Raw genomic sequence first — 22,986 nt, 5'->3', positions numbered from 1 at the left:
TCTGCGCGGTCACGCGGTTCCTCCAGGTGCGGGGGCACGGCCTGCGGGGTCCGCCGCCCGGGTCGCGGGCGGCACGATCTCGACGGCCGTGTTGTCGATGAGACGCGTGGTGCCCACGCGTGCCGCGACCAGGAGGAGCCCGGGGCCGACGGCGCCGGGCGCCAGGTCCTCCACGGTAGCGGGATCGACGAGCACCACGTAATCGACGTCAACGCCGTCGGTGGCCTCCAGGATTCCCCGCGCCGCGGCGAGCACGGACGGCGCGTCCTCCCCCGCGGCCGCGGCGTCCCGCCCGGCGCGCAGCGCGCGGCTCAGCGCGAGCGCGTGCTCGTGCTCGGCCGGGGACAGGTACGCGTTGCGCGACGACCGCGCGAGACCGTCCGCCTCGCGCACGGTCTCGACGGCCACGACCTCCACGTCGAGGTCGAGGTCGGCGACCATGCGGCGCACCGCGAGCAGCTGCTGCGCGTCCTTCGCCCCGAACACGGCGACGTCCGGCCGCACGAGGTGGAGCAGCTTGAGCACGACCGTGAGCACGCCGTCGAAGTGCCCGGGCCGCGACGCGCCCTCCAGCACCGTCCCGATGCGCCCCGACGTCACCCGGACGATCGGGCCGTCGGCCGAGCCCAGGTCGGGGTAGAGCTCCTCGACGGGCGGTGCGAAGACGACGTCCGCGGCGGTGTCCGGGCCTGCCGCGGCGAGCAGCGCCACGTCGGCCGCGACGTCGCGCGGGTAGCGCTCGTAGTCCTCGCCGGGCCCGAACTGGAGCGGGTTGACGAAGTCCGTCACGACGACCTGGCCGTCGGCGCCCGCCTCCGCGCGCGCCCGGCGCACGAGCTCGAGGTGCCCGGCGTGCAGCGCACCCATGGTCATGACGACGACGCGGCGCCCGTGCGGGTGCTCGGCGCGCCACGTGTCGAGCGCGGTGCGCAGTGCAGCGCGCGTCGTCACGACGGCCGGGGCGTCAGATGCGTCCGCTCCGGCGTCCGGGCGGTGGGTGCTCGTCATGCTCGTCCTTCGTCGTGCGGGTCCTGCGGGTCGTGCCGGTCCTGCGGGTCGAGAGGGGCGGCGTCGAGCGCGTCGAGGAGCTCGCGCGCCGCGCGCTCGCCGAGCCGGCCGCCCGCGAGCGCGCGGTGCGTCGCGGCGCGGCTCAGCGCCCGGTACGACGGCGGCACGTCCGCGGCGTCGCTCGTCGCCGCGAGCGCGTCCAGGGCGGCGAGGTGCTCGCGGACGGTGCCGACGTCGCCCCGCGCCACCGGCCCGGTGAGCCCGAGGAGCGCGCCGGCGCCCGCGCCCGTCCCCGACTCGGCACCCGCGTCGGCGCCGCGCGTCGCGCCGTCGAGGGCGGCCGCGAGGAGCGGCGCGAGCGCGCGCCCCGGCTGGTCGACGCCCGCTGCCTCGAGCGCCTGCGCGGCCTGCGCGACGAGCACGACGAGGTGGTTGGCACCGTGCGCGAGGGCCGCGTGGTAGAGCCCGCGCGACTCCTCCGCGACGACGACCGGCTCCCCGCCGAGCTCGACGACGAGCGCCTGCCCGATCGGCAGGACCGGGCCGGGAGCGGTGACGGCGAACGTCGTGCCCTCGAGGCGCGCGAGGTCGAGCGACGTGCCGGTGAACGTCATGGCGGGGTGCAGCGCGAGCGGGATCGCGCCCGCGGCGCGCGCCGGGTCGAGGACGGCCGTCCCGTAGCGGCCCGACGTGTGCACGACGATCTGGCCGGGCTGCCACGCCCCCGTGTCGGCGAGGCCGCGGACCAGGGCCGGGAGCGCGTCGTCGGGCACGGCGAGGAGCACGAGCTCCGCGCGCTCCACGACCTGCGGGACCTCGAGGACGGGCACCCCCGCGAGGAGCGTCTCGATGCGGTCGCGCGACGCGTCGGACACGCCGCTCGCGCCCACGACCGCGTGGCCGACGGCACGCAGGGCGCTGCCGAGGACCGCGCCGACACGGCCTGCCCCGACGACGCCGACCCCGAGCCGCCCGGGACGGCGACCACCCTCCGCGGTGCTCACGCGCTCTCCTCGAGCGGGACGTCGTCGCGGCGCATCCAGAGCTCCGGCCCCGCGTGCGCGCGGGCCTCGCGGGCGCGCTCCGCCTGCGTGTCGAGGAGGCGCGCGGCGTCCCGCGCGTCGAGGTGCGACACCCGGGGCGAGACCGGCCCGGGCGTCGAGTGCACGGTGAACGACGCGACGTCGAGCCGGCGCTGCAGCGGGCCCTGCTCGAGGCCGAGCGACTGCGTGCGCTCGTGCGGCACGACGACGAGGGTGCGGAAGACGCGCCCGCCGCGCAGCAGGAGCGCGCGGTCGGTGACGGTGAAGCCGTTGCGCCGCCACGAGAAGAGGTCCAGCAGGCGCGCACGGCGCGGGGACACGACGAAGTGCTGCCCGGCGTCGAGACCGGACAGGCCCTCGTCGAGCAGGCCGCGCGGGTCCGGGGTGCCGAGGTCGGGCAGCACGAGCCACAGGGCCGCGAGCGCCTCGTCGCGCGTGCCGACGGGCAGGAGCACGCTCGTGCTGTCCGTCCCGTCGGTGCTCACGCCGTACCCGGCGACGTTGACGTCGACGCGCCACCAGTCCGGCCCGCGCCAGAACGGTCCCTGCCGCAGCCGCACGGCCTGGACGCGACCGGGCGGGATCGTCTGCGAGCGGGTCTCCAGCAGGCCGTGGCGCAGGCGGATGCCGTCGGGCGAGATGGCGGACCGGAAGCCGAACTCCCCCGTGAACCGGGAGAACAGGAACCCGCCGAAGCCGAGGACGGCGGGCAGCGCGCTGAACAGGATCCCGATCTCGCGCGTGCCGACGACGACGCCCGCGATGCCGAGCACACCGAGGACGAGCCCGACCGTCGCGCCGGACCGCAGGAGCGACGCGACGAGCCGTCCCGGCCCGACGGCGGTCACGGGCTGCTCGGGCGCCTCCGCGACGAAGGACGGCGCGTCCGTCGCGGGGACCGTGACCTCCCCGACCGGCGTGCCGACGGTGCCGGGAGAGCCGGGGACCGGGGTCGCTCCCGGGGCGCCGGGCGCCGTCGCGGCGGCCGGGCGCTCGCGCGCGACCCGCAGGCCCGCGGCGCGCGCGAGGAGGTCGTTGCGCAGCCGGTTCGCCTCCGCCTCCTTGAGGAAGCCGAGCTTCACGCCCGAGTCCGCTCCCCCGGCGACCTCGAGCTTGAGCTCGGCGAGCCCGAAGAACCGGGCCAGGAGCGGCTGCACGACGTCGACCGCCTGGAGCCGGTCGAGGCGCGCCTTGCGCTGCTGCCGGAACAGCACGCCGGTGCGCAGGTGCACCGACTCGTCGTCGACCGCGTAGCTCGTCATGCGCCACGCGACCGCCGAGTAGCCGAGCCCGACGAGGCCCACCACGAGGATGCCGAGGAGGATCATCCACCAGCGGTCGCCCTCGAGAAGGTTCTCCCCCTCGGGCAGCCCGTTGAGCGTCTGCTGGCCGACGACGACCAGGAGCACCGCGATGACCGTCCAGCCCCGCACGAGCGGGGTGACCGGGTGCACCCGGTGCCACACGAGGTCGTCGGTGGCCGGTGCGTCGTTCACAGGCCCGCCAGCCTCGCCTCGCCGCGCGACGCGAGCCGGTCGCGCAGGCGCTCCGCCTCGGCGGGCTCGAGGCCGTCGATCGTCGCGTCGGTCGACGCGGACGCCGTGTGGAGCTGGACCTGGGCGATGCCGAGCTTGCGCGCGAGCGGCCCGGCCTGGACGTCGACGTACTGCATGCGGCCGTAGGGCACGACGACGAGCGTGCGGAACATGATGCCGTGGCGGATCAGGAGGTCGTCGTCACGCTCCGCGTACCCGATCGCACGGACCTGGCGCGGCACGAGGACCGCCGCCCACAGGCCCAGGAGCGCGAGCACGCCGAGCACGAGCCACTGCCACCAGTGCGGGAAGAGGATCGCGAGCACGACGAGCGCCACGGCCGGGATCGCGAGCGTGATCCCCACGGACAGCAGGCGCGCCGTGACGAGCCGCGGCGACACGCGCGTCCACTCGGTGCCGGGCGGGTCGAAGGGGCCGGTGCCGCGGGGGTCCTGGTCCCGTGCAGGGTCGGTCATGCGTCGATTCTCCCATCCCGTCCCGGTGCGGGCGGGGTCGTGCACCGGTTCGTGCACCGTGCCGGGCAGGGCGCGGGTCTCAGGCGGGCGTGCCCGCGCCCGGCGTCTCCGGGTCCTCGCGCGTCACCGAGCCTTCGCGGCCCTCCCGGCCCTCGCCGCCGTCGTCGGGCGGGAGCTGGCAGAACCGCTCGGCCACGAGCCCGACGACGGCCAGCACGACCGCGCACGCGGCGGCCGCCCCGGCCGCGAGGGCCCGGTCGCGGAACGCGTCGATCGACAGGTCGGGCAGCGCGGCGAGCACCTGCGCGCCGTACCAGCCCGTCAGGAGCGCCCCCGTGAGCGCGGCCGCCTTCGCGAGGACGAACGTGCGCGCCGCGCGGATCGCGTCGAGCGACGGGCGCTTGCCCTGCTGGTACGCGCGGACGGTCCAGCCCGCCCAGAACACCGCCGCCGCGAGCGCGAGGACGGTGACGTCCACGATCCACGGCACCGCCGGCAGGAGCGTGCCGCGGCTCTGGAGCAGGCGCACCACGAACCAGCCCCCGACGGCGGTCGCGACCGCCACGAGCAGCAGGGTGCGGACGGAGGTGCGCCGCATCAGCGCTCGTCGTCGCGGCCGCTGCCGGACACCGGCCCGAACGGCGGCCACGGGTCGTTCGCCGGGTGCAGCGCGGGGTCCGCGAGCGGGCCGGGGGCGGACTCCTGCCCGCTGCCCGAGACCGGGGCGAACGGCACCGACCGGATCATGCCGTCACCCGACGACGCGGCGTCGGCGGGCGGCTGCGCGGGCGGCGCGGCCGGGTGCTGCGGCACGGCGGGGTGCTGCGGCGCGGCCGGCACGGGCTCGGGCGCGTGGACCGGCGCGAAGACGGGGTGCGCGGGGGCGCCGTGCTCCGGGGCGCGCAGCGCGTCCTGCGCGGGGCCGGGTGCGGCGTCCGGGGCGTTCCCGGCGTCGGGCGCCGCCGGCTCGGGGTGCGACGGCGGCCGGTTCGACGGCCCGGGGAACGGCGCGACGGGGACGCCCGCGTCCTCGCGCGGGTCGAACGAGCCGTCGGGGACGACCGGCGGGGCCGCGCCCTCGGGCGCCACGCCCTCCGAGACGGGCGCGAAGACCGGACGGGCCGGGAGCGCCTCGCTCGGGGTCACGGTCTGCGGGAGACCGGCCGGCTGCGGCACGACCGGGGGCTGCGGCGGGGCCGGCTGCTGCTGCGGGGCCACGGGCTGCTGCAGCGCCGGGTGCGCCTCGTGCGGGGTCGCCGGCTGCTGCGCTGGCTGCTGCGGCGGAGCCTGCGGGGCCGACGAGCCGTCGGGGGCGGGCACGCCCCCGCTCGGCGTCGCCGGTCCGTCGTACGGGGCGGCGACGGGGCCGGTGTGCGCCTGCTGGTAGGGGTCGGGCGCGTCGACGGGCGCAGGCGGCGGCGCGGCGGAGTCCGTGCTGCCCGTGGTCACGGGCACGGCGCCCGTCGGGTCGGGGGCGGGGTCCGTCAGCCAGTCGAGCGCGAGCCACCGGATGCCGCCGCGGTCGGGCGCGGTCGCCGCGAGAGCCGCGACCGGGCCGCCCCCGAGGCCCGGGAGCACCGCGTCCGGGTCGATCTGCGACCACGGCTCGAGCACGAACGCGCGCTCGTGCGCGCGCGGGTGCGGCAGCTCCAGGTCGTCCGCGACGGCCGTCAGCGTGCCGTAGACGATGAGGTCCACGTCGAGCGTGCGGGGGCCCCAGCGCTCGTCGCGCACCCGGCCGTGCGCCTGCTCGACCGCCTGGCACGCGTGCAGCAGGTCGCGCGCCGAGAGGCGCGTGCGCGCGAGGAGGACGGTGTTGAGGTAGTCCGGCTGGTCGGGGCCGCCGACGGCCTCCGTCCGGGCCAGCGGTGACACCTCGGTGATCTCGAGCCCGGAGATCCGGTCGAGGTCCGTGATCGCGTCGCGCAGCGTCTGCTGGGCGTCGCCGAGGTTCGCGCCCAGCGCGAGCACCACCTCGACGAACCCGGCGGGCACGTCGTCCATCCGGTCGTGCTCGACGGGCGCGGCCGCCTCCGTGGCGTCGTGGGCCCCGGCGGGGGGCCCGTCGTGCGCCGGGGCGGGCTCGGCCGCGGCGCCGTAGGGCAGGGGCTCGGCCTCGGGAGCGGCGTGCTCGACGGGCGCGGGCGGGGCGTCGCCGGGGACGGTCTCCTGCTCGCCCGACGGCGCGCCGGGCGCGACCGGCGACGCGTCGTGGTGCAGCACGTGCTCGGGGACGTCCCCCGGGACGGACCCCGCGACGAGCTCGTCGTACGACGCCGCCTGCTGCGGGTGCGCCGCGGCGTCGTCGGGCGCGGACTCCCCGTACGGTGCCTCGCCGTGCGGTGCCTCTCCGTACGGAGCCTCCGCGTGAGCCTGCTGCTCGGGGGCGGCGTCGTCCCGGACGGCGGGAGCCTCGCGGGTCGCGTCGAGCGCGTCCTCCGGGGACTCGGCCTCCGCGCCGGTCTCGGCCGCGGTCCGCGGGTCCTCGCCCGGGGCACCGGCCGCGCCGGGGAGGATGCTCGGCGGCATGACGTCGGGCGCGGGCGCGAGCGGGGCCCGGTCGTCGGGCGCGGGCACGTCGCCGACGCCGTGGATGAGCGCGGGGGCCACCGACCCGACCGGGATCGGCCCGACGGGCTGCGCGTCGCGCGACTGCTCCGCACGGCGCGACAGCGGTGCGACCACGGGGACGACCACGCGGTCGCGTCGGATGACGACCTCGACGTCCTCGAACGGGACCGTGATCGGCGCCTGCGGCTTGTGCACCGCGACGTCGACGGCCACGACGTCGTCGTGCGTGAGGATCGTCGCGGCGATGCGCTCGGCGACGGTCTCGACGAGGTCGGCGGGCGACCCGGCGAGGACGGCGACGACGTCCTCGGCGACACCTGCGTAGCTGACCGTCCGGGAGAGGTCGTCCCCGCTCGCCGCGGCGCGCGTGTCCAGGTGGAGCACGACGTCGGCCCGGAAGAGCTGGCCCTGCGCCTTCTCGTGCTCGAGGACGCCGTGGTGGCCCGTCGCGCTCAGGCCCGTGAGGCGGATCCGGTCGAACGGCCGTCCGTCCGCGTCGAGGACCGCTCCTGCGAACGCTGTGGTCACGTCGTGCTCCCGTCCGGTGCTGCGTCGTCGCCCGCCGGGGCGGGTCGTCGTCACCGTGTCTCGTTGCGTGTGTCGTGCTGCGCCGGGCCGCCCGCGCCGCGGGGCCCCTCGCCCATCCTGCTAGGTCGTGGGCCGCGCCGTCGAGTCGCTCCCGGCCCTCGGTCCGTCCGCGGGCTCCGCCGCCGTCGCGTCCCCGGGGCGCACGACCTCGTCGCGGGCCCGCCCCCAGGCGGCGGCGACCCGCACGGCGTCGGCGGACGCCCGGACGGCGTGCACCCGCACGCACCACGCGCCCGACGCCGCGGCGAGGGTCGTGACCGCGGCGGTCGCGTCGTCGCGCAGGAGCGGCGGGACGGGCCGCCCGTCGGAGCGCGCGAGGAGGTGCCCGAGGAACCGCTTCCGGGACGCACCCACGAGGACGGGCAGGCCGAGCGCCTCGAGCTCGCGCAGGCGCGCGAGCAGCGGCCAGTTCGACGACCCCGCCTTCGAGAAGCCGAGACCCGGGTCGAGCACGACCTGCTCGCGCCGCACGCCCGCCGCGAGGAGCGCGTCCACGCGCGCGGCGAGCTCGTCGCGCACGTCCGTGACGACGTCGTCGTAGTCCTCGAGGTCGTCCATGACGTCGGCGTGGCCGCGCCAGTGCATGCAGACGTACGCGACGCCCGTGCGCGCGACCACCTCGGCCATCGCCGGGTCGGCGAGACCGCCGGAGACGTCGTTGACGATCCGGGCGCCCGCGGCCACCGCGCGCTCGGCGACGACCGCGCGCGTCGTGTCGACGCTGACGACCGCGCCCTCGGCCGCGAGCGCGGAGATCACGGGGAGCACGCGCGCGAGCTCCGCCTCGACGGGCACGCGGCCCGCGCCGGGTCGCGTCGACTCCCCGCCCACGTCGAGGACGTCCGCGCCCTCGCCCAGCAGCTCGCGCCCGTGGGCGATCGCGGCGTCCGGCTCGAACCACTCGCCGCCGTCGGAGAACGAGTCGGGCGTGACGTTGACGACGCCCATGACGAGCGTGCGGCCGACGTCCGCGAGCTCCTCGAGCCCTGCGACCACGAACCGGTCCACGGGTCTAGCGCCCCAGGATGAGGCTCATCGCCTCGGCACGCGTCGCGCCGTCGCGCATCTGGCCCCGCACGGCCGACGTGACGGTGCGCGCGCCGGGCTTGCGCACGCCGCGCATCGACATGCACAGGTGCTCGCACTCGACGACGACGATCGCGCCGCGGGGCTTGAGATGCTCCACGAGCGCGTCCGCGACCTGCGAGGTGAGCCGCTCCTGCACCTGCGGGCGGCGCGCGTACACCTCGACGAGGCGCGCGAGCTTCGACAGGCCCGTGATGCGACCGTCCACGTTGGGGATGTACCCCACGTGCGCGACGCCGTGGAAGGGCACGAGGTGGTGCTCGCACGTCGAGTACACCTCGATGTCCTTGACGAGCACCATCTCCTCGTGGCCGAGGTCGAAGGTCGTCGTCAGGACGTCTGCGGCCTCCTGGCGCAGGCCCGCGAAGATCTCGCGGTACGCGCGCGCCACGCGGGCCGGCGTCTCGCGCAGCCCCTCCCGGTCCGGGTCCTCGCCGACGGCGAGCAGCAGCTCGCGGACGGCGGCCTCCGCGCGGTCCTGGTCGTACGGCGGGACGTCCGCGGGGGCGCGCAGGCCCTCCGCCGACCGGGCCGGCGTGATCGCGCCGGTGCCCGCGGAGGCGTCCGAGGGGTTCCCCATCAGTCCTGCCCCGGCTCGCGCACGTCGGTGACGTCCGTGGTCGTGTCGCGGCCGAGCGCGCGGTCGAGCGGGCTGTCCGCGGGCACCTCGCCGATGCGCTCCGGCGGGAGCTCGTCGTTCGCGGCCGCGGCCTCGTCCTGCGGGATCACGGGCGCGCCGTTCTGCGCCGCCTTCTCGGCGTCGGTGAGCACGGGACCGCGCTGGGAGACGGCCCGCTGCTCGCTCGACAGCCAGACGTCGCGCGGGGCGCGCTTCTCGACGGGGGAGAACACGCGCGCGAGCTCGGCCTGGTTCAGCGTCTCCTTCTCGAGGAGCTCGAGCACGAGGGCGTCGAGCACGTCGCGGTACTGCGTGAGCACCTCCCACGCCTCGTCGTGCGCCGCCTCGACGAGCTTGCGGACCTCGTGGTCCACCGTGCCCGCGACCGACTCCGAGTAGTCGCGCTGGTGGCCCATGTCGCGGCCGAGGAACGGCTCGCCCGAGCCGGAGCCGAGCTTGATCGCGCCGACGCGCTCGCTCATGCCGTACTCGGTGACCATCTTGCGCGCGATCGCGGTGGCCTTCTCGATGTCGTTCGAGGCGCCCGTCGTCGGGTCGTGGAACACGAGCTCCTCGGCGACGCGGCCGCCCATCGCGTACGCGAGCTGGTCGAGCAGCTCGTTGCGCGTCGTGGAGTACTTGTCCTCGGTCGGCATGACCATCGTGTACCCGAGCGCCCGGCCGCGCGGCAGGATCGTCACCTTGGTGACGGGGTCCGTGTAGCGCATGGCCGCCGCGACGAGGGCGTGGCCGCCCTCGTGGTACGCGGTGATCTTCTGCTCCTTGACGTTCATCACGCGCGTGCGCTTCTGCGGACCGGCGATCACGCGGTCGATCGCCTCGTCGAGCGCCCGGTCGTCGATGAGCTGCGCCCCGCTGCGGGCGGTGAGGAGCGCGGCCTCGTTGAGCACGTTCGCGAGGTCGGCCCCGGTGAAGCCGGGCGTGCGGCGCGCGACGGCCGCGAGATCGATCTCGGGGACGATCGGCTTGCCCGCGGCGTGCACCCGCAGGATGGCCTCACGACCCTTGAGGTCGGGCGCCTCGACCGCGATCTGACGGTCGAAGCGGCCCGGGCGCAGGAGCGCCGGGTCGAGGATGTCCGGGCGGTTCGTCGCGGCGATGAGGATGACGTTCGTCTTGACGTCGAAGCCGTCCATCTCCACGAGGAGCTGGTTGAGCGTCTGCTCGCGCTCGTCGTGGCCGCCGCCCATGCCGGCGCCGCGGTGGCGACCGACGGCGTCGATCTCGTCGACGAAGATGATCGCGGGCGAGTTCTCCTTGGCCTGGTTGAACAGGTCGCGGACGCGGCTCGCGCCGACGCCGACGAACATCTCGACGAAGTCCGAGCCGGAGATCGAGTAGAACGGCACGCCCGCCTCGCCGGCGACGGCGCGCGCGAGCAGCGTCTTGCCCGTGCCGGGAGGGCCGTAGAGCAGGACACCCTTGGGGATCTTGGCCCCGACGGCCTGGAACTTCTCCGAGTCGGAGAGGAACTCCTTGATCTCGTGGAGCTCCTCGACCGCCTCGTCGGCGCCCGCGACGTCCGCGAACGTCACCTGCGGCGTGTCCTTGGAGACGAGCTTGGCGCGCGACTTCCCGAAGCCCATGACGCGCGAGCCGCCGCCCTGCATGCGCGACAGCAGGAACCAGAAGAGCACGCCGATGATGAGGAACGGGATGAGCAGCCCGAGCAGCGAGGACCAGAACGAGGGCTGCGCGACCTCGGAGTTGTACCCGTCCTTCGGCTCCGCGGCGACGACGGCGTCGACGACCGCCTCGCCCTGCGGCTGGACGTAGTAGAACTCGACGTTCTTGCCCTTGTTCTCCTCGGTGTCCGTGCCCTCGTCGACGACGTAGTCCTCGGACAGCGTGAGACGCACGCGCTGGTCGCCGTCCACGATGAGCGCCTGCTCGACCGTGTCGCCCGAGAGCAGCTCGAGGCCCGCGGACGTGTCGATGCGCTGGACCGTGGGGCGCGACAACGTCGCGAACGCGATCCACAGGATCACGAGGCCCAGGACGATCCAGACGATCGGCCCACTGAGAATCTTCTTGATGTTCATCGGCGACGGGGCGTGCGCCCCGGATCCCTCCGCTCGCGCAAGTGTTCGGGCTCGAAACTACACTCTGGACCTTGACGCCTGCTGGGGATCTTCCCTCTGTTCGCCCAGGGCGTGGTCCGTGCTCCCTGAGCAGCTCCCTGGGCGGCCCGCGCGGGCGCCTCGCCCGCCGCGGCCCGGCTCAGCTCGAGTAGACGTGCGGCGCGAGCGTCCCGACGAACGGCAGGTTGCGGTACTTCTCCGCGTAGTCGAGGCCGTAGCCCACGACGAACTCGTTGGGGATGTCGAAGCCGACGTAGCGCACGTCGACCTCGGTCTTCGCCGCGTCGGGCTTGCGGAGCATCGCCGCGATCTCGACCGACGCCGGCCCGCGCGAGCGGAGGTTCGACAGCAGCCACGAGAGCGTGAGGCCCGAGTCGATGATGTCCTCGACGATGAGCACGTTGCGACCGGTGAGGTCGGCGTCGAGGTCCTTGAGGATGCGCACGACGCCGGACGACTTGGTGCCCGAGCCGTACGACGACACCGCCATCCAGTCCATCTCGACGTGGCTGTGCAGGCGGCGCGCCAGGTCCGCCATGACCATGACGGCGCCCTTGAGCACGCCGACGAGCAGGAGGTCCTTGCCCGCGTAGTCACGGTCGATCTGCGCGGCGATCTCGTCGAGCCGCGCACCGAGCTGGTCCTCGGTGAGCAGGATGTTCTCGAGGTCGCCTGCGACGTCCGATGCTTCCACGGGGGTCACTCCTGAGCTGGGGGGAGGTGGGTGGTGCCGGCCCGGCGCGTTGGTCCGGGGCCCAGGGAAAGCCTGCCACACGCGCGCGACGCCCTGCGGTCGCCCGGGAGGTGCACCGGCCCCTGGCCGCGCCACGCGGTGACGAGCGCGTCGAGCGCGTCGACGTGGACGGCGAACAGGTCGCTCCCCGGGCATCCCGCCCGCAGCGCCGCCGAACGCAGGGCGCGACGCCGCAGGGCCGGGTGCGCGGCGGCGAGCGGCTCGACGTCGAGCACGACCGTCGCGCCGGGCGCCGCTCCCCCGCCGGGGCGGGAGTCCCCGTCGAGGCCGGGGTCAGCGCCGCGGCCGGGGTCAGCACCGGGTGGGACGAGCGCCGCCGCGAGGAGGTCCGCCGCGAGCGCGTCGAGGAGGTCGGCGTCGTCGCGCAGGAGGTCGGCGCTGCGCGCGAGCGCGGGCACCGCCCCCGGGCCGAGCACGTCGACGAGCGTCGGCACGACCCGCCCGCGCACCTGCGAGCGCAGCGGCGGGCCCGTGTTCGTGGGGTCGTCCCACCAGTCGAGCCCGAGCGTGCGGCACACCGCCTCGGTCTGCGTGCGCCGCAGGGCGAGGAAGGGCCGCCGGTACGCACCGCGCCGCGGCGCCATGCCCGCGAGCGAGCGCGCACCCGCCCCGCGGGCGAGGCCGAGGAGCACCGTCTCGGCCTGGTCGTCCAGCGTGTGCCCCAGGAGCACCGCGGCGGCCCCGCGGGTCGCCGCGGCGTCGTCGAGCGCGGCGTACCGGGCCGTCCGGGCGTGGGCCTCCGGGCCGTCGCCCGCCGTCGGGACGACGACGCGGCGTACCTCCACCGGGTCGAGCCCGAGGTCGAGGCAGCGCGCGGCGGCGGCCGCCGCGACGGCGGCGCTGCCGTCCTGGAGCCCGTGGTCGACGACGACGGCGCCCGCCCGCAGCCCGAGGCGCGGTGCCACGAACGCCGTGGCGGCCGCGAGCGCCGTCGAGTCCGCGCCGCCGGAGCAGGCGACGAGCACCGTCGCCCCCGGGGGCAGGTCGGCGAGCGCGCCGCGCACGGCGTGGCGCGCAGCGGCGACGACCGGCGCCGGCCCGCCCACGGCTCAGCCGTGCACGCGGCGCACCCAGGCGCGCGCGTCGGCGATCTCGCGGGCCGTGGGCAGGTTCTCCGGCGACGCCCAGACGGCGTTGAAGCCGTCGCGCCCGACCTCCTTCTCGACGGCGCGGACGAACGCCGCCCCGTCGCGGTACTGGGCGATCTTGGCGTCCATCCCGAGCAGGCGCCGCAGCACGACGTCGAGGCCGGAGCTGCCCTCGCCGTCGCGCCGCGCGTCGAACTTGCGGCGGATGCTGCGCACCGTGCGCACGGTGCGGGGCCCGACGGCGTCCATCGCGACGTCCGCGTGGCCTTCCAGGAGCGCCATGACGGCCGTGACGTCGGCGAGCCGGTCCTGCTCCTCGGGCGTGAGGAGACCGTCGAGGAGGGTCGTGCCCTCGCCGCGCACCGCGTGCAGGACGGCGCGCCCCACCGCGACGAGCTTGTCGCGCAGACGGGCCTCGGCGAGGCGCCGCGACGACGCGGAGAGCTCGGTGAGCAGGTCACCGGCGCGCGTGCGCAGGTGGTCCGCGAGCCACGGCGCGGCGGCGAACTGGAGGGCGTGCGTCTGCTCGTGGAGGCACACCCAGAGGCGGAAGTCGGCGGGCCGCAGGTCGAGCGCGCGCTCGACCTGGAGCACGTTGGGCGCGACGAGCACGAGCCGGCCGGGGCCGGCCCCTGCCGCCGCCTGCCCGCTGTACGGGTCGAACTGGCCGAGGACCCGGCTCGAGAGGACCGCGAGGACCGACCCCACCTGCGCGGCGCCGACGAGGGCCGTCGCCTGCGGCACCCGCCCGCTCTCCCCCACGAGCGCCTCGGTGACGCCCGTGGTGAGCGCCGCCATGATCTCGGTGTTGGCGCGCGCCCAGCGCGGCCGGTCCACGACGTGCACCGTGCCCAGCGTCTGCGGGGTCCCCGCGACGGGCGTCATGCGGGTCACGTCGAGCACGTGCGGGACGGCCTCGCCCGCCGCGGTGCGCAGCCCTTCGACGAGGTCGGCCAGCTCGGCGCGCGACGCCTGCGGCCCCGGGCGCGCGAGGCGCCCGGCGATCTGCGCGGCGGCGGACCAGTCGACGACCGACCGGTCGCCGCGCGACGGGCCGTGGGGACGGCCGCCCTGCTCGACGAGAGTCACCGGCCCACGGTAACCCGCTCGTCGCGAGGTGGGCGGGGTCCGCGAGGTCGAGGGGGCAGGCGCAACGCACGGCCCGACGCACGGCACCGGAACCGGGAGCGCACACCAGGCCGTGGCGCGGCCCGTCAAGCGATGCAGCCGCACTCCGCGAGCGACGCCACGAAGTCGTCGAGGATCAGGCGCGCGCCGTAGGTGCCGCCATCCGGGACGGCGTCGGCCATGAGGGAGAACACGAGGAGGCGGTCGTCGGCGGTGACGACCGTCCCGGCGAGCGACGTGACGTTCGGCAGGCTGCCGGTCTTCGCGCGCACGACGCCGCGGCCCGCGTTGGCGAGGTAGCGCTCGTCGAGCGTCCCCGACAGCCCCGCGACGGGCAGTCCCACCGCGCCCGGCCGCAGCCGCGGCTGTGCGGGGTCGGCCAGGAGGCCCACGACCTCGTCGAGCTGCGCGGGCGTGACGACGGAGCCGTCGCCGAGGCCCGACAGGTCCGCGAGCGTCGCGCCCGTGAGGTCGACGCCGAGGCCCTCGACCGCCGCCCGCACGGCCTGCGTCGCGCCGGCCCCCGAGCCGGGCAGGCCCGCGTCGAGCGCGACGACCCGGCCGACGACCTCGGTGATCGTGTTGTCCGAGTGCTGGAGCAGGTACGCGACGACGTCCCCGAGCGGGGCGGACTCCACCTCGCCCACCGTGCGCCCCTCGCTCGGCGCCGGGGCCCGCACGACGTCCCCGGAGACGGTCACGCCCTCCTGCGCGAGCGCGGCCACGAACGCGTCGGCCGCGGCGAGGGCCGGGTCCTCGGCGCGCGGCGCGTACTCCTCGTCGGTGAGGCGCGCGATGTTCACCGCGAGCGCGGCGACGGGCGCGACGTAGCCGTTGCGCACGCTGGCCGGGTCGACGGTCGGCGCGACGGCAGGCCCGGTGAACAGGGTGTCGTCGAGGCGCAGCGAGACCGTCGTGCGCCCCGTCAGCCGCAGCTCGCCCGCGACCTGCGCGGCCAGGTCGCCGAGCCCGGCCCGGCCGTTGACCGCCGTCGGGTCCCCGGCGCCGGCCGCAAGCATCATGTCGCCCCCGCCCACGAGGTACACCGTCTCCTGACCCTCGAGCACGGCACGGGTGGGCAGCGTGGTGTGCGCTCCCGGCGAGGTGAGCGCCGCCGCGGCGGTGAACGTCTTGAGGGTCGACGCCGGGACGTGCCCCACGTTCTCGCCGCTGGAGCCCAGCACGTCGCCGGTCATCGCGTCGGTCACGAGGACGCCCACGCGCGGGCCGAGCCGCGTGTCCGCGACGAGCGCGTCCACGAGAGCCTGCACCGCGCCGGTCGCGGGGACCGGCGCCGCGTCGTCGAGCGCCGGCAGCTCGACCTCGAGCGGCGGGGCGGCGACGGCGCCCGGAGCCTGCGGGAACGGCGGCGGCTCGGGGACGGGCGGCTCGAGCGTCAGCACCCCCGGGACGACGTCGTAGGCGTCCGCCGCGGCGTACCCGCCCGCGAGCGCGAGCACCACGCCGACGGCCACGCCCGTGCGCGTCGCCCAGCCCATACCTCTCCCTCGCTCCGCCCCGGCCGCCGGGGCGCGTCGTCCGTCCGCCCGTCCCGACCGGTCGCCGGTCGTCCGACCCTGCTCCGGGGCCGCGGGCACGTGCGCATTATCACTCACGGCGTCGCCCGCCCAGGGCCGTACGGACTCTTGTGGGCGGACGTCCCGTGTCACACTAGTTCCCGCACGACGGCGTCGTCCGTCGATCATCCGACACCAGCCACCGCCCGAGCGCCGCGGTGCCGGTACGACTGGAGGAAGCAGTGGAGTTCGACGTCACGATCGAGATCCCCAAGGGGCAGCGCAACAAGTACGAGGTGGACCACGCGACCGGTCGCATCCGCCTCGACCGCATGCTCTTCACCTCGACCCGCTACCCCGACGACTACGGGTTCATCGAGGGGACGCTCGGCGAGGACGGCGACCCGCTGGACGCCCTCGTGCTGCTCGAGGAGCCCACGTTCCCGGGCTGCCTGATCCGCTGCCGCGCGCTCGGCATGTTCCGCATGCGCGACGAGGCCGGCGGTGACGACAAGGTGCTGTGCGTCCCGACGGGCGACCAGCGCGCCGCGTGGCGCCAGGACATCGACGACGTGTCCGACTTCCACCGCCTGGAGATCCAGCACTTCTTCGAGGTCTACAAGGACCTCGAGCCCGGCAAGTCCGTCGAGGGCGCCCACTGGGTCGGCCGCGCCGACGCCGAGGCCGAGATCGAGCGCTCCCTGCAGCGCGCCATCGACTCCGGGTACCACACGCCGGGCCACTGACCGGCACGTCCTCCCGTACGACGGCGGCCGCTCACCTCGCGAGGTGGGCGGCCGCCGTCGAGCGTCACGGGCCCGGTGCGGTCACCGCGGACCAGCTCGGGCCGGGCAGGCCTGAGGGCGGGACCGGGCAGGGGTACGGCCCGGGCTACGGCCGGCCCGCGTACGGCATCGCGTCGGCCCAGCGCATCGCGACCTCGTGCACGGGGCTCCCCGGCTGCCGCGCCTCGATCATCATCCCGCCGCCGGTGTACATCGCGACGTGGCGGATGGTCGACGGGTTCGACGTGTCGTTGGCATAGAAGATGAGGTCGCCGGGCCGGAGCCGGTCGTAGGAGATCTTCTGCACACGCTGGTACTGCGAGCGCGACGTCCGGGTGATGTCGACCCCCGCGGCGGCCCACGCGCGGGACGTGAGGCCCGAGCAGTCGTAGCCCGGCCCGGTGCCGCCGAACACGTACGGCGCGCCGATCTTCGTGCGCGCCCACGCGACGGCGGCCTGGCCCTGGGCGCCGTTCCCGACGCCCGTGCCGGGCGGCGGCGTGACGACGGGCGGCGGGGCAGGAGTGGGCTGAGGCGCCGGAGCCGGGGCTGGCGCTGGGGCGGGAGCCGGCGCCGGCGCGGGAGCGGGGGCCGGAGCCGGTGCCGGGGCGGGAGCCGGGCTCTGCGGGGCCGGGGCGGACGGCGCGGCCGGGGCGGACGGCGCCGCCGCCGGCGTCCCCGCAGCGGGCGGCGCGACCCGCTCCCGGGCCGCGCTCTCGCGCGCGCTCGCGGCCTGGGCGTCGAGCGCGTCCTGGCGCTCCCTCTCGACGTCGACGCTCGTGGCGCGGGCCTGCGCGAGCTCGGCCAGGAGCGTCTCGCGGCGTGCCGCCGACTCCTGCACAGCCTCGTCGAGCGCCCCGGAGGAGACCTGCGCGACGGCCAGCGCGTCGCGCGCGCGGTCCTCGACCTCGGCCTGGTGCGCGAGCGCCGCGTCGGCCCGCGCGCGGGCCGTGTCCGCGACGGCGCGCGCCGTCGCGTGGGTCTCGACCGCCCGACCGGCGGTGCGGCCCGCGACGCGCTCGGCGTTCTCGCGCGCGACGACCTGCTCCACGCCGTCCGCGTCGAGGACCGCTCGCAGGGCGTCGAGCTCCGTCGAGCCCTGGCGCGACGCGCGGAAGAGGGCGCCGACGGAGGCGCGCGCGTCGGACTCGCCAGACCGGGCCGTCGCGAGCGCCGCCTGGGCGTCGCGCACCTCGGCGTCGGCAGCCTCCAGCTCACCCTGCGCCGCGGCGTACTCCTCCGCCGCCGTCTCGACGGCGGCCTCCGCGGCGGCGTGCCGGTCGCGCAGGGACGCCAGCTCACGCTCGACCGTCGCGACGTCGCGCGATGCCCCGTCGGCGGCCTCGTGCGCGGCGCGCACGTCGTCGTCCGACGGCGCCGCCGAGGCGCTCGGCGCGAGGCCGACGCCGAGCGCGAGGACGAGCGCTCCGGCGGCCCCTGCCACGACGACGCGGCGGCGTGGCGCGCTCCGGGTCACGCGGTTCATCAACCCCTCCTCGGCGTGTCTCGTTGACAGCACTCGCACGAGTCTGCCCGGAAGGTCCGCTCCGCGCGATCCGAGCGGTCGGAGCGTTCTCACAATGTGGTCTCGCATGGTGAGAAGGCACTACCGGGTCGCCGACGACGCGCCTAGCCTCGGCCTCATGTCCCGTCGAATGTGTCGCTGACCCGAGCGCACGTTCGCCTGCCCGCGAGCCGTCGTCGACGACGCCCTCGCCGCGGCATCCCGTCCCGCGTGCGCCTCTCGCCGCGGTCGACGACCCCCGTCCCCGCCGCACCCGCCCCGGTGCACCCGCACGCCGCCGTCCCACCCCACCCGCAGGAGAGCAACCATGAGCACCGACAACGCCCCCGCCTGGTCCTTCGAGACGCGCCAGGTCCACGCCGGCCAGAGCGCCGACCCGACGACCGGCGCCCGCGCGCTCCCGATCTACCAGACCACGTCGTTCGTCTTCCCGGACGCCTCGGTCGCGGCCGACCGCTTCGCGCTCAAGGACCTCGGCCCGATCTACACGCGCATCGGCAACCCGACGCAGGAGGTCGTGGAGAACCGCATCGCCTCGCTGGAGGGCGGCGTCGGGGCGCTGCTCCTCGCGTCCGGGCAGGCCGCGACGACGTTCGCGATCCTCAACGTCGCCGAGGCGGGCGACCACGTCGTCGCGTCGCCGAGCCTGTACGGCGGCACCTACAACCTGCTCCAGTACTCGCTCGCCAAGCTCGGGGTCGAGACGACGTTCGTCGTCGACCCGCACGACCCGCAGGCGTGGCGCGACGCCGTCCGCCCGAACACCAAGCTCTTCTTCGGCGAGACGATCCCGAACCCGCAGGCCGACGTGCTGGACATCGAGGCCGTCGCGGCGGTCGCGCACGAGGTCGGCGTCCCGCTGGTCGTCGACAACACGGTCGCCACCCCCTATCTGCTGCGTCCGCTCGAGCACGGGGCGGACGTCGTCGTGCACTCCGCCACGAAGTACCTCGGCGGCCACGGCTCCGCGATCGGCGGCGTGATCGTCGACGGCGGCACGTTCGACTACGCGGCGCACCCGGAGCGGTTCCCGAACTACAACACGCCCGACCCGTCGTACAACGGCCTCGTCTACGCGCGCGACCTCGGGGTGGACGGCATCCTCGGGGCGAACCTCGCGTACGTGCTCAAGGCGCGCGTGCAGCTCCTGCGCGACCTGGGCTCGGCGATCTCGCCGTTCAACGCGTTCCTCATCGCGCAGGGCATCGAGACGCTCTCGCTGCGCGTCGAGCGCCACGTCGCCAACGCGCAGAAGGTCGCCGAGTGGCTCGAGGCGCGCGACGACGTGCGGACCGTCCACTACGCGGGCCTGGCCTCGAGCCCGTGGCACGCGAACGCGCAGAAGTACCTGCCGCGCGGCGCGGGCGCGGTCCTCGCGTTCGAGCTCGACGGCGGCAGCGAGGCCGGCCAGGCGTTCGTCTCCGCGCTGCAGCTCCACTCGAACGTCGCGAACATCGGCGACGTGCGGTCGCTCGTCATCCACCCGGCCTCGACCACGCACGCCCAGCTCAGCCCCGAGGAGCAGGCGAAGTCCGGCGTGACGCCGGGCCTGGTCCGTCTGGCGGTCGGCATCGAGCACGTCGACGACATCCTCGCCGACCTCGAGCTCGGGTTCACCGCCGCCAAGTCGGCGCTGGGCTCCTGACCGGCCGGCGACGGGCGCGACGATGACGGATCTGGACAGCCGGGGCGCCCTGGGCGCCCCGGCCGTACAGTGGCCGACGGTGACCCCGGTGAACGACGAGCTCCTCTCCCCCGCTCCCGACGCCCGCTCCGGCGCGCGGCCGGGCGACTCGTCGACGCACGGCGTCGCGCCGTCGCGCGCGCGGGTGAAGGCCCCGGTCCCGGCGACCGGGGCGTGGCGCCCGGGCGACCCCGTGGGCCGGCGGCGCTTCGCCGACGTCGGCACGTTCGACCTCGAGTCCGGCGCCCGCCTGCCCGACGTCCGGGTCGCGTACGAGACGTGGGGCACGCTCGCGCCCGACGGGTCGAACGCCGTCCTCGTGCTGCACGCCCTCACCGGCGACTCGCACGTGAGCGGCCCGGCCGGACCGGGGCACGTGACCGCGGGCTGGTGGGAGTCGCTCGTGGGGCCCGGCGCCCCGATCGACACCGACCGCTGGTTCGTCGTCGCGCCCAACGTGCTCGGCGGCTGCCAGGGCACCACCGGACCGGCCTCGCCCGCGCCCGACGGCCGCCCGTGGGGCAGCCGGTTCCCGCGCGTCACGACGCGCGACCAGGTGGCGGTGGAGATCGAGCTCGCCCGGACGCTCGGCATCACGTCGTGGGCGTTCGTCGTCGGCGCCTCGATGGGCGGGCACCGCGTGCTGGAGTGGGCGCTGCTCGGCCCCGAGGCGGGGGTCGACGTCGTCTCGCTCGCCGCGATCGCGACCGCCGCCCAGACCACCGGCGACCAGATCGCCTGGGCCCACCCTCAGCTCGGCGCCGTGCGCGCCGACCCGGGCTTCCGCGGCGGCGACTACTACGACGCCGCGGACGGCGACGGGCCGCACGTCGGGCTCGGCATCGCCCGGCAGATCGCGCACGCCACCTACCGGTCCGCGCGTGAGCTCGACGACCGCTTCGGCCGGCTCCCGCAGGGCGGCGAGGACCCGTTCACCGACGGCCGCTACGCGGTGCAGTCCTACCTCGACCACCACGGCGACAAGCTCGCGCGCCGGTTCGACGCGAACTCGTACGTCGTGCTCACCGAGTCGATGCTCACGCACGACCTCGGGCGCGACCGGGGCGGCGTCGAGGAGGCGCTCGCGCAGATCACCGCGCACGCGCTCGTCGTCGCCGTCGACACCGACCGGTTGTTCCTCCCCGCCGACTGCGCGCGCATCGCCGCCGGCATCCCCGGCGCCGAACCCCTGCGGACGCTCACGAGCGACTTCGGGCACGACGGCTTCCTCATCGAGTTCGACCAGCTCGGACCGATCGTCGCCGACTTCCTCGGCGAGCGAGCGCGCGTTCGGGACTGACCCGCACGTCGGGCGGGCAGGTCCCGAGGCGGGCCCCGTGGTCGGAGCGCGGGCCGGACCGTAGGTTGGTCCCATGCTCGCCGCCTACGCCGACCGCACCGACCCTGACGACCCCCTGGCCGGCCTCGTGGTCGGGGACCGCCCCGAGCCCGAGGCGCGCGAGCACTGGACCACGGTCGACGTGCGCGCCGCGTCGCTCAACCACCACGACCTCTGGTCGCTGCGCGGCGTCGGGCTGCCCGCCGACCGCCTGCCCATGATCCTCGGGACCGACGCCGCGGGCGTCGCCCCCGACGGCTCCGAGGTCGTCGTGCACGCCGTCGTCGGTGCGGACGGGCACGGCGTCGGACCCACCGAGCGCCGTTCCCTGCTGTCCGAGCGGTACCCGGGCACCCTCGCGGAGCGCGTCGCCGTCCCGACCCACAACCTCGTCCCCAAGCCGCCCGAGCTGACCTTCGTCGAGGCCGCGTGCGTCCCGACGGCGTGGCTGACCGCCTACCGCATGCTGTTCACCGCCGGTGGTGCCGCTCCCGGGGACCGTGTGCTCGTGCAGGGCGCCGGCGGCGGCGTCGCGACGGCGGCCGTCGCGCTCGGCGCCGCCGCCGGCCTCGAGACCTGGGTGACGTCCCGTTCCGCGGCGAAGCGCGCCGGAGCGGCCCGCCTCGGCGCGGCCGCGACGTTCGAGCCCGGCGCCCGGCTGCCCGCACCCGTCGACGTCGTCGTCGAGACGGTCGGGCAGGCCACGTGGCGCCACTCGCTGCGGTCCGTGCGGCCGGGCGGCACCGTCGTCGTGGCGGGCGCGACGAGCGGCGACGCGTCGCCCGCCGAGCTCTCGCGCGTGTTCTTCCACGAGATCCGCGTGCAGGGCGTGACCATGGGCTCGCGCGACGACCTCGCCGCGCTCCTGCGGTTCCTCGCGCGGAGCGAGGTGCGCCCCGTCGTCGACCAGGTGCTCCCCCTCGCGCGCGCCCGCGACGGCCTCGCCCGCCTCGCCGCGGGAGAGCACTTCGGCAAGGTGGTGCTCACGCCGTGACGGCGCCGACCTGGGCGCCCGACGTCCTCGGGGCAGGGTTCGAGCAGCGCACCGTCGAGCTGGAGCCCGACGACGAGGGCGACGTCGTCGTCACGGTCGTCCGGTACGTCCCGCCGACGGAGGAGCCCTTGCGCCCCGCGCGCGCGGTGCTCTACCTCCACGGCTGGAGCGACTACTTCTTCCAGACGGAGCTCGCCCAGACCTGGCACGGGCTCGGCGCCGCCTTCTACGCCGTCGACCTGCGCAAGTACGGTCGCAGCCTGCGCCCGCACCAGACCCCCGGGTACGTGGACCACCTCGAGGAGTACGACCCCGACATCGCCGCCGCGCTGGAGGTCGTCCGGGAGGACCTCGGTGCGCACGCCGCGATCATGCTCATGGGGCACTCGACCGGCGGCCTCGTCGCCGCGCTGTGGGCGCACCGGCACCCCGGCGTCGTGCGTGGCCTGGTCCTCAACAGCCCGTGGCTGGAGCTCCAGGGGTCGTCGGTCGCGCGCACCGTCTCCGGCCCCGCCATCCGGCAGCTCGCGCGGTTCCAGCCGCGCGCCCCGCTCCCGAACGTCGATCCCGGGTACTACGCCCGCACGCTCCGCGACCGGGAGGACGGCACGTGGACGATCGAGGACGCGTGGCGTCCGGTCCCGTCGTTCCCCGTCCGGGCGGGGTGGTTGCGCGCGATCATCTCCGGCCACGCCCGCGTCGCCGCCGGCCTCGCGATCCACTGCCCCGTCCTCGTGCTCCTCGCCGAGAGGTCGCTGTTCAGCACCCGCTGGACGGAAGACATGCGCGCCGCGGACATCGTGCTCGACGTGGAGCCCCTCGCCCGCCGAGCCTCGCACCTGGGTCGTGTCGTGACTCTGGTGCGTATCCCCGGCGGCATGCACGACCTGTCGCTCTCGGCGCCCGAGCCCCGGGCCCAGTTCTTCGCGGAGATCGTCCGCTGGTCGGCCGCGTACGGGTGGTCCTGAGCAGCGATCGTCCGCTCTCGCCGACCCGTGCGACCGTTCGTGCGGGCCGACGACGGCCCAGGACGTGCCGGCATCGGCTCGTCCGTCGTGGTGTGTGGGGGTATGCGGAAATGCCGAAGGCCCACCCCGTGTGGGGTGGGCCTTCGGTGAAGGGTTGTCCGGCGGCGTCCTACTCT

Annotated in this window: 19 protein-coding genes; 5 read left to right on the top strand and 14 right to left on the bottom strand. The window is 76.1% G+C overall.

Annotated elements, in window-relative coordinates; genetic code table 11:
• Window positions 1-9: 9 nt before the first annotated feature.
• The 13 genes from panC to dacB all read right to left on the bottom strand — a co-directional run bounded on the left by panC (window position 10) and on the right by dacB (window position 15,497).
• Window positions 10-1,008: a pantoate--beta-alanine ligase gene (gene panC, locus ABIE39_RS17760; protein WP_209829851.1), complete on the bottom strand. Its 999-nt coding sequence runs from the start codon at window positions 1,006-1,008 to the stop codon at window positions 10-12.
• On the bottom strand, window positions 1,005-2,012 hold the full coding sequence (locus ABIE39_RS17755) for a DUF2520 domain-containing protein (RefSeq protein WP_175009020.1): 1,008 nt from the start codon (window positions 2,010-2,012) through the stop codon (window positions 1,005-1,007). The genes panC and ABIE39_RS17755 overlap by 4 nt, the downstream gene beginning before the upstream one ends.
• Window positions 2,009-3,547: a PH domain-containing protein gene (locus ABIE39_RS17750; protein WP_209829850.1), complete on the bottom strand. Its 1,539-nt coding sequence runs from the start codon at window positions 3,545-3,547 to the stop codon at window positions 2,009-2,011. The genes ABIE39_RS17755 and ABIE39_RS17750 overlap by 4 nt, the downstream gene beginning before the upstream one ends.
• Window positions 3,544-4,062 (bottom strand): PH domain-containing protein, encoded by a 519-nt coding sequence (locus tag ABIE39_RS17745; RefSeq protein WP_354052850.1) that lies wholly within the window; start codon window positions 4,060-4,062, stop codon window positions 3,544-3,546. The genes ABIE39_RS17750 and ABIE39_RS17745 overlap by 4 nt, the downstream gene beginning before the upstream one ends.
• Window positions 4,063-4,141: 79 nt before the next feature.
• Entirely contained in the window at window positions 4,142-4,660 is a 519-nt protein-coding gene (locus tag ABIE39_RS17740; RefSeq protein WP_209829849.1) for a DUF3180 domain-containing protein, read from the bottom strand.
• The gene (gene folK / locus ABIE39_RS17735; protein ID WP_354052848.1) at window positions 4,660-7,161 is read right to left on the bottom strand and encodes a 2-amino-4-hydroxy-6-hydroxymethyldihydropteridine diphosphokinase; all 2,502 of its coding nucleotides are present in this window, start codon (window positions 7,159-7,161) and stop codon (window positions 4,660-4,662) included. The genes ABIE39_RS17740 and folK overlap by 1 nt, the downstream gene beginning before the upstream one ends.
• Window positions 7,162-7,281: 120 nt before the next feature.
• Window positions 7,282-8,169, bottom strand: coding sequence for a dihydropteroate synthase (gene folP, locus ABIE39_RS17730; RefSeq protein WP_175009052.1), 888 nt, complete (start codon window positions 8,167-8,169; stop codon window positions 7,282-7,284).
• Window positions 8,170-8,233: 64 nt separating this feature from the next.
• Window positions 8,234-8,887, bottom strand: coding sequence for a GTP cyclohydrolase I FolE (gene folE / locus ABIE39_RS17725; RefSeq protein ID WP_354052846.1), 654 nt, complete (start codon window positions 8,885-8,887; stop codon window positions 8,234-8,236).
• The gene (gene ftsH, locus ABIE39_RS17720) at window positions 8,887-10,989 is read right to left on the bottom strand and encodes an ATP-dependent zinc metalloprotease FtsH (RefSeq protein ID WP_074808291.1); all 2,103 of its coding nucleotides are present in this window, start codon (window positions 10,987-10,989) and stop codon (window positions 8,887-8,889) included. The genes folE and ftsH overlap by 1 nt, the downstream gene beginning before the upstream one ends.
• A 178-nt stretch (window positions 10,990-11,167) precedes the next feature.
• Window positions 11,168-11,722, bottom strand: coding sequence for a hypoxanthine phosphoribosyltransferase (gene hpt / locus ABIE39_RS17715; protein WP_021479810.1), 555 nt, complete (start codon window positions 11,720-11,722; stop codon window positions 11,168-11,170).
• A gap of 5 nt (window positions 11,723-11,727) precedes the next feature.
• Entirely contained in the window at window positions 11,728-12,828 is a 1,101-nt protein-coding gene (gene tilS, locus ABIE39_RS17710; RefSeq protein ID WP_175009023.1) for a tRNA lysidine(34) synthetase TilS, read from the bottom strand.
• A gap of 3 nt (window positions 12,829-12,831) precedes the next feature.
• Window positions 12,832-13,959 carry an Rv3626c family coenzyme F420 biosynthesis-associated protein gene (locus ABIE39_RS17705; RefSeq protein ID WP_175009024.1) on the bottom strand — a complete coding sequence of 376 codons (1,128 nt, stop codon included), beginning with the start codon at window positions 13,957-13,959 and terminating at the stop codon, window positions 12,832-12,834.
• Between the two features lie 125 nt (window positions 13,960-14,084).
• The gene (gene dacB, locus ABIE39_RS17700; protein WP_209829847.1) at window positions 14,085-15,497 is read right to left on the bottom strand and encodes a D-alanyl-D-alanine carboxypeptidase/D-alanyl-D-alanine endopeptidase; all 1,413 of its coding nucleotides are present in this window, start codon (window positions 15,495-15,497) and stop codon (window positions 14,085-14,087) included.
• Between the two features lie 260 nt (window positions 15,498-15,757).
• Here dacB and ABIE39_RS17695 point away from each other — a divergent pair, with 260 nt between their 5' ends.
• Window positions 15,758-16,261, top strand: a complete 504-nt coding sequence (locus ABIE39_RS17695) for an inorganic diphosphatase (RefSeq protein ID WP_034655165.1) — start codon at window positions 15,758-15,760, stop codon at window positions 16,259-16,261.
• Between the two features lie 145 nt (window positions 16,262-16,406).
• Here ABIE39_RS17695 and ABIE39_RS17690 read toward each other — a convergent pair whose 3' ends face one another.
• Window positions 16,407-17,786, bottom strand: coding sequence for a C40 family peptidase (locus ABIE39_RS17690; protein WP_354052843.1), 1,380 nt, complete (start codon window positions 17,784-17,786; stop codon window positions 16,407-16,409).
• 346 nt (window positions 17,787-18,132) lie between these two features.
• Between ABIE39_RS17690 and ABIE39_RS17685 the strand changes: the two genes are divergently transcribed.
• The 4 genes from ABIE39_RS17685 to ABIE39_RS17670 all read left to right on the top strand — a co-directional run bounded on the left by ABIE39_RS17685 (window position 18,133) and on the right by ABIE39_RS17670 (window position 22,810).
• Window positions 18,133-19,470, top strand: coding sequence for a bifunctional o-acetylhomoserine/o-acetylserine sulfhydrylase (locus ABIE39_RS17685; protein WP_354052842.1), 1,338 nt, complete (start codon window positions 18,133-18,135; stop codon window positions 19,468-19,470).
• A gap of 88 nt (window positions 19,471-19,558) precedes the next feature.
• A complete protein-coding gene (gene metX / locus ABIE39_RS17680; RefSeq protein ID WP_255437236.1) occupies window positions 19,559-20,809 on the top strand; it encodes a homoserine O-acetyltransferase MetX in 1,251 nt (416 codons plus the stop codon).
• A gap of 73 nt (window positions 20,810-20,882) precedes the next feature.
• Window positions 20,883-21,842, top strand: a complete 960-nt coding sequence (locus ABIE39_RS17675; RefSeq protein ID WP_175009028.1) for a zinc-binding dehydrogenase — start codon at window positions 20,883-20,885, stop codon at window positions 21,840-21,842.
• Complete coding sequence (locus ABIE39_RS17670; RefSeq protein WP_354052839.1) at window positions 21,839-22,810, top strand: alpha/beta hydrolase; 972 nt, start codon at window positions 21,839-21,841, stop codon at window positions 22,808-22,810. The genes ABIE39_RS17675 and ABIE39_RS17670 overlap by 4 nt, the downstream gene beginning before the upstream one ends.
• The last annotated feature ends 176 nt before the right edge of the window (window positions 22,811-22,986 follow it).

It is taken from the genome of Cellulosimicrobium sp. 4261, from assembly GCF_040546915.1.
In the GTDB taxonomy this organism is placed as follows: domain Bacteria; phylum Actinomycetota; class Actinomycetes; order Actinomycetales; family Cellulomonadaceae; genus Cellulosimicrobium; species Cellulosimicrobium cinnabarinum.
The sequence above is the reverse complement of the archived record's forward strand: the minus strand, read 5'-3'. Positions and strand labels throughout refer to the sequence as shown.

What these genes read in the sequence shown, in the direction of transcription:
- panC (WP_209829851.1), bottom strand. Translation starts at nt 1,008, where the DNA reads ATGACGAGCACCCACCGCCCGGACGCCGGAGCGGACGCATCTGACGCC.
- ABIE39_RS17745 (WP_354052850.1), bottom strand. Translation starts at nt 4,062, where the DNA reads ATGACCGACCCTGCACGGGACCAGGACCCCCGCGGCACCGGCCCCTTC.
- ABIE39_RS17740 (WP_209829849.1), bottom strand. Translation starts at nt 4,660, where the DNA reads ATGCGGCGCACCTCCGTCCGCACCCTGCTGCTCGTGGCGGTCGCGACC.
- folP (WP_175009052.1), bottom strand. Translation starts at nt 8,169, where the DNA reads ATGGGCGTCGTCAACGTCACGCCCGACTCGTTCTCCGACGGCGGCGAG.
- folE (WP_354052846.1), bottom strand. Translation starts at nt 8,887, where the DNA reads ATGGGGAACCCCTCGGACGCCTCCGCGGGCACCGGCGCGATCACGCCG.
- ftsH (WP_074808291.1), bottom strand. Translation starts at nt 10,989, where the DNA reads ATGAACATCAAGAAGATTCTCAGTGGGCCGATCGTCTGGATCGTCCTG.
- dacB (WP_209829847.1), bottom strand. Translation starts at nt 15,497, where the DNA reads ATGGGCTGGGCGACGCGCACGGGCGTGGCCGTCGGCGTGGTGCTCGCG.
- ABIE39_RS17690 (WP_354052843.1), bottom strand. Translation starts at nt 17,786, where the DNA reads ATGAACCGCGTGACCCGGAGCGCGCCACGCCGCCGCGTCGTCGTGGCA.
- ABIE39_RS17685 (WP_354052842.1), top strand. Translation starts at nt 18,133, where the DNA reads ATGAGCACCGACAACGCCCCCGCCTGGTCCTTCGAGACGCGCCAGGTC.
- ABIE39_RS17675 (WP_175009028.1), top strand. Translation starts at nt 20,883, where the DNA reads ATGCTCGCCGCCTACGCCGACCGCACCGACCCTGACGACCCCCTGGCC.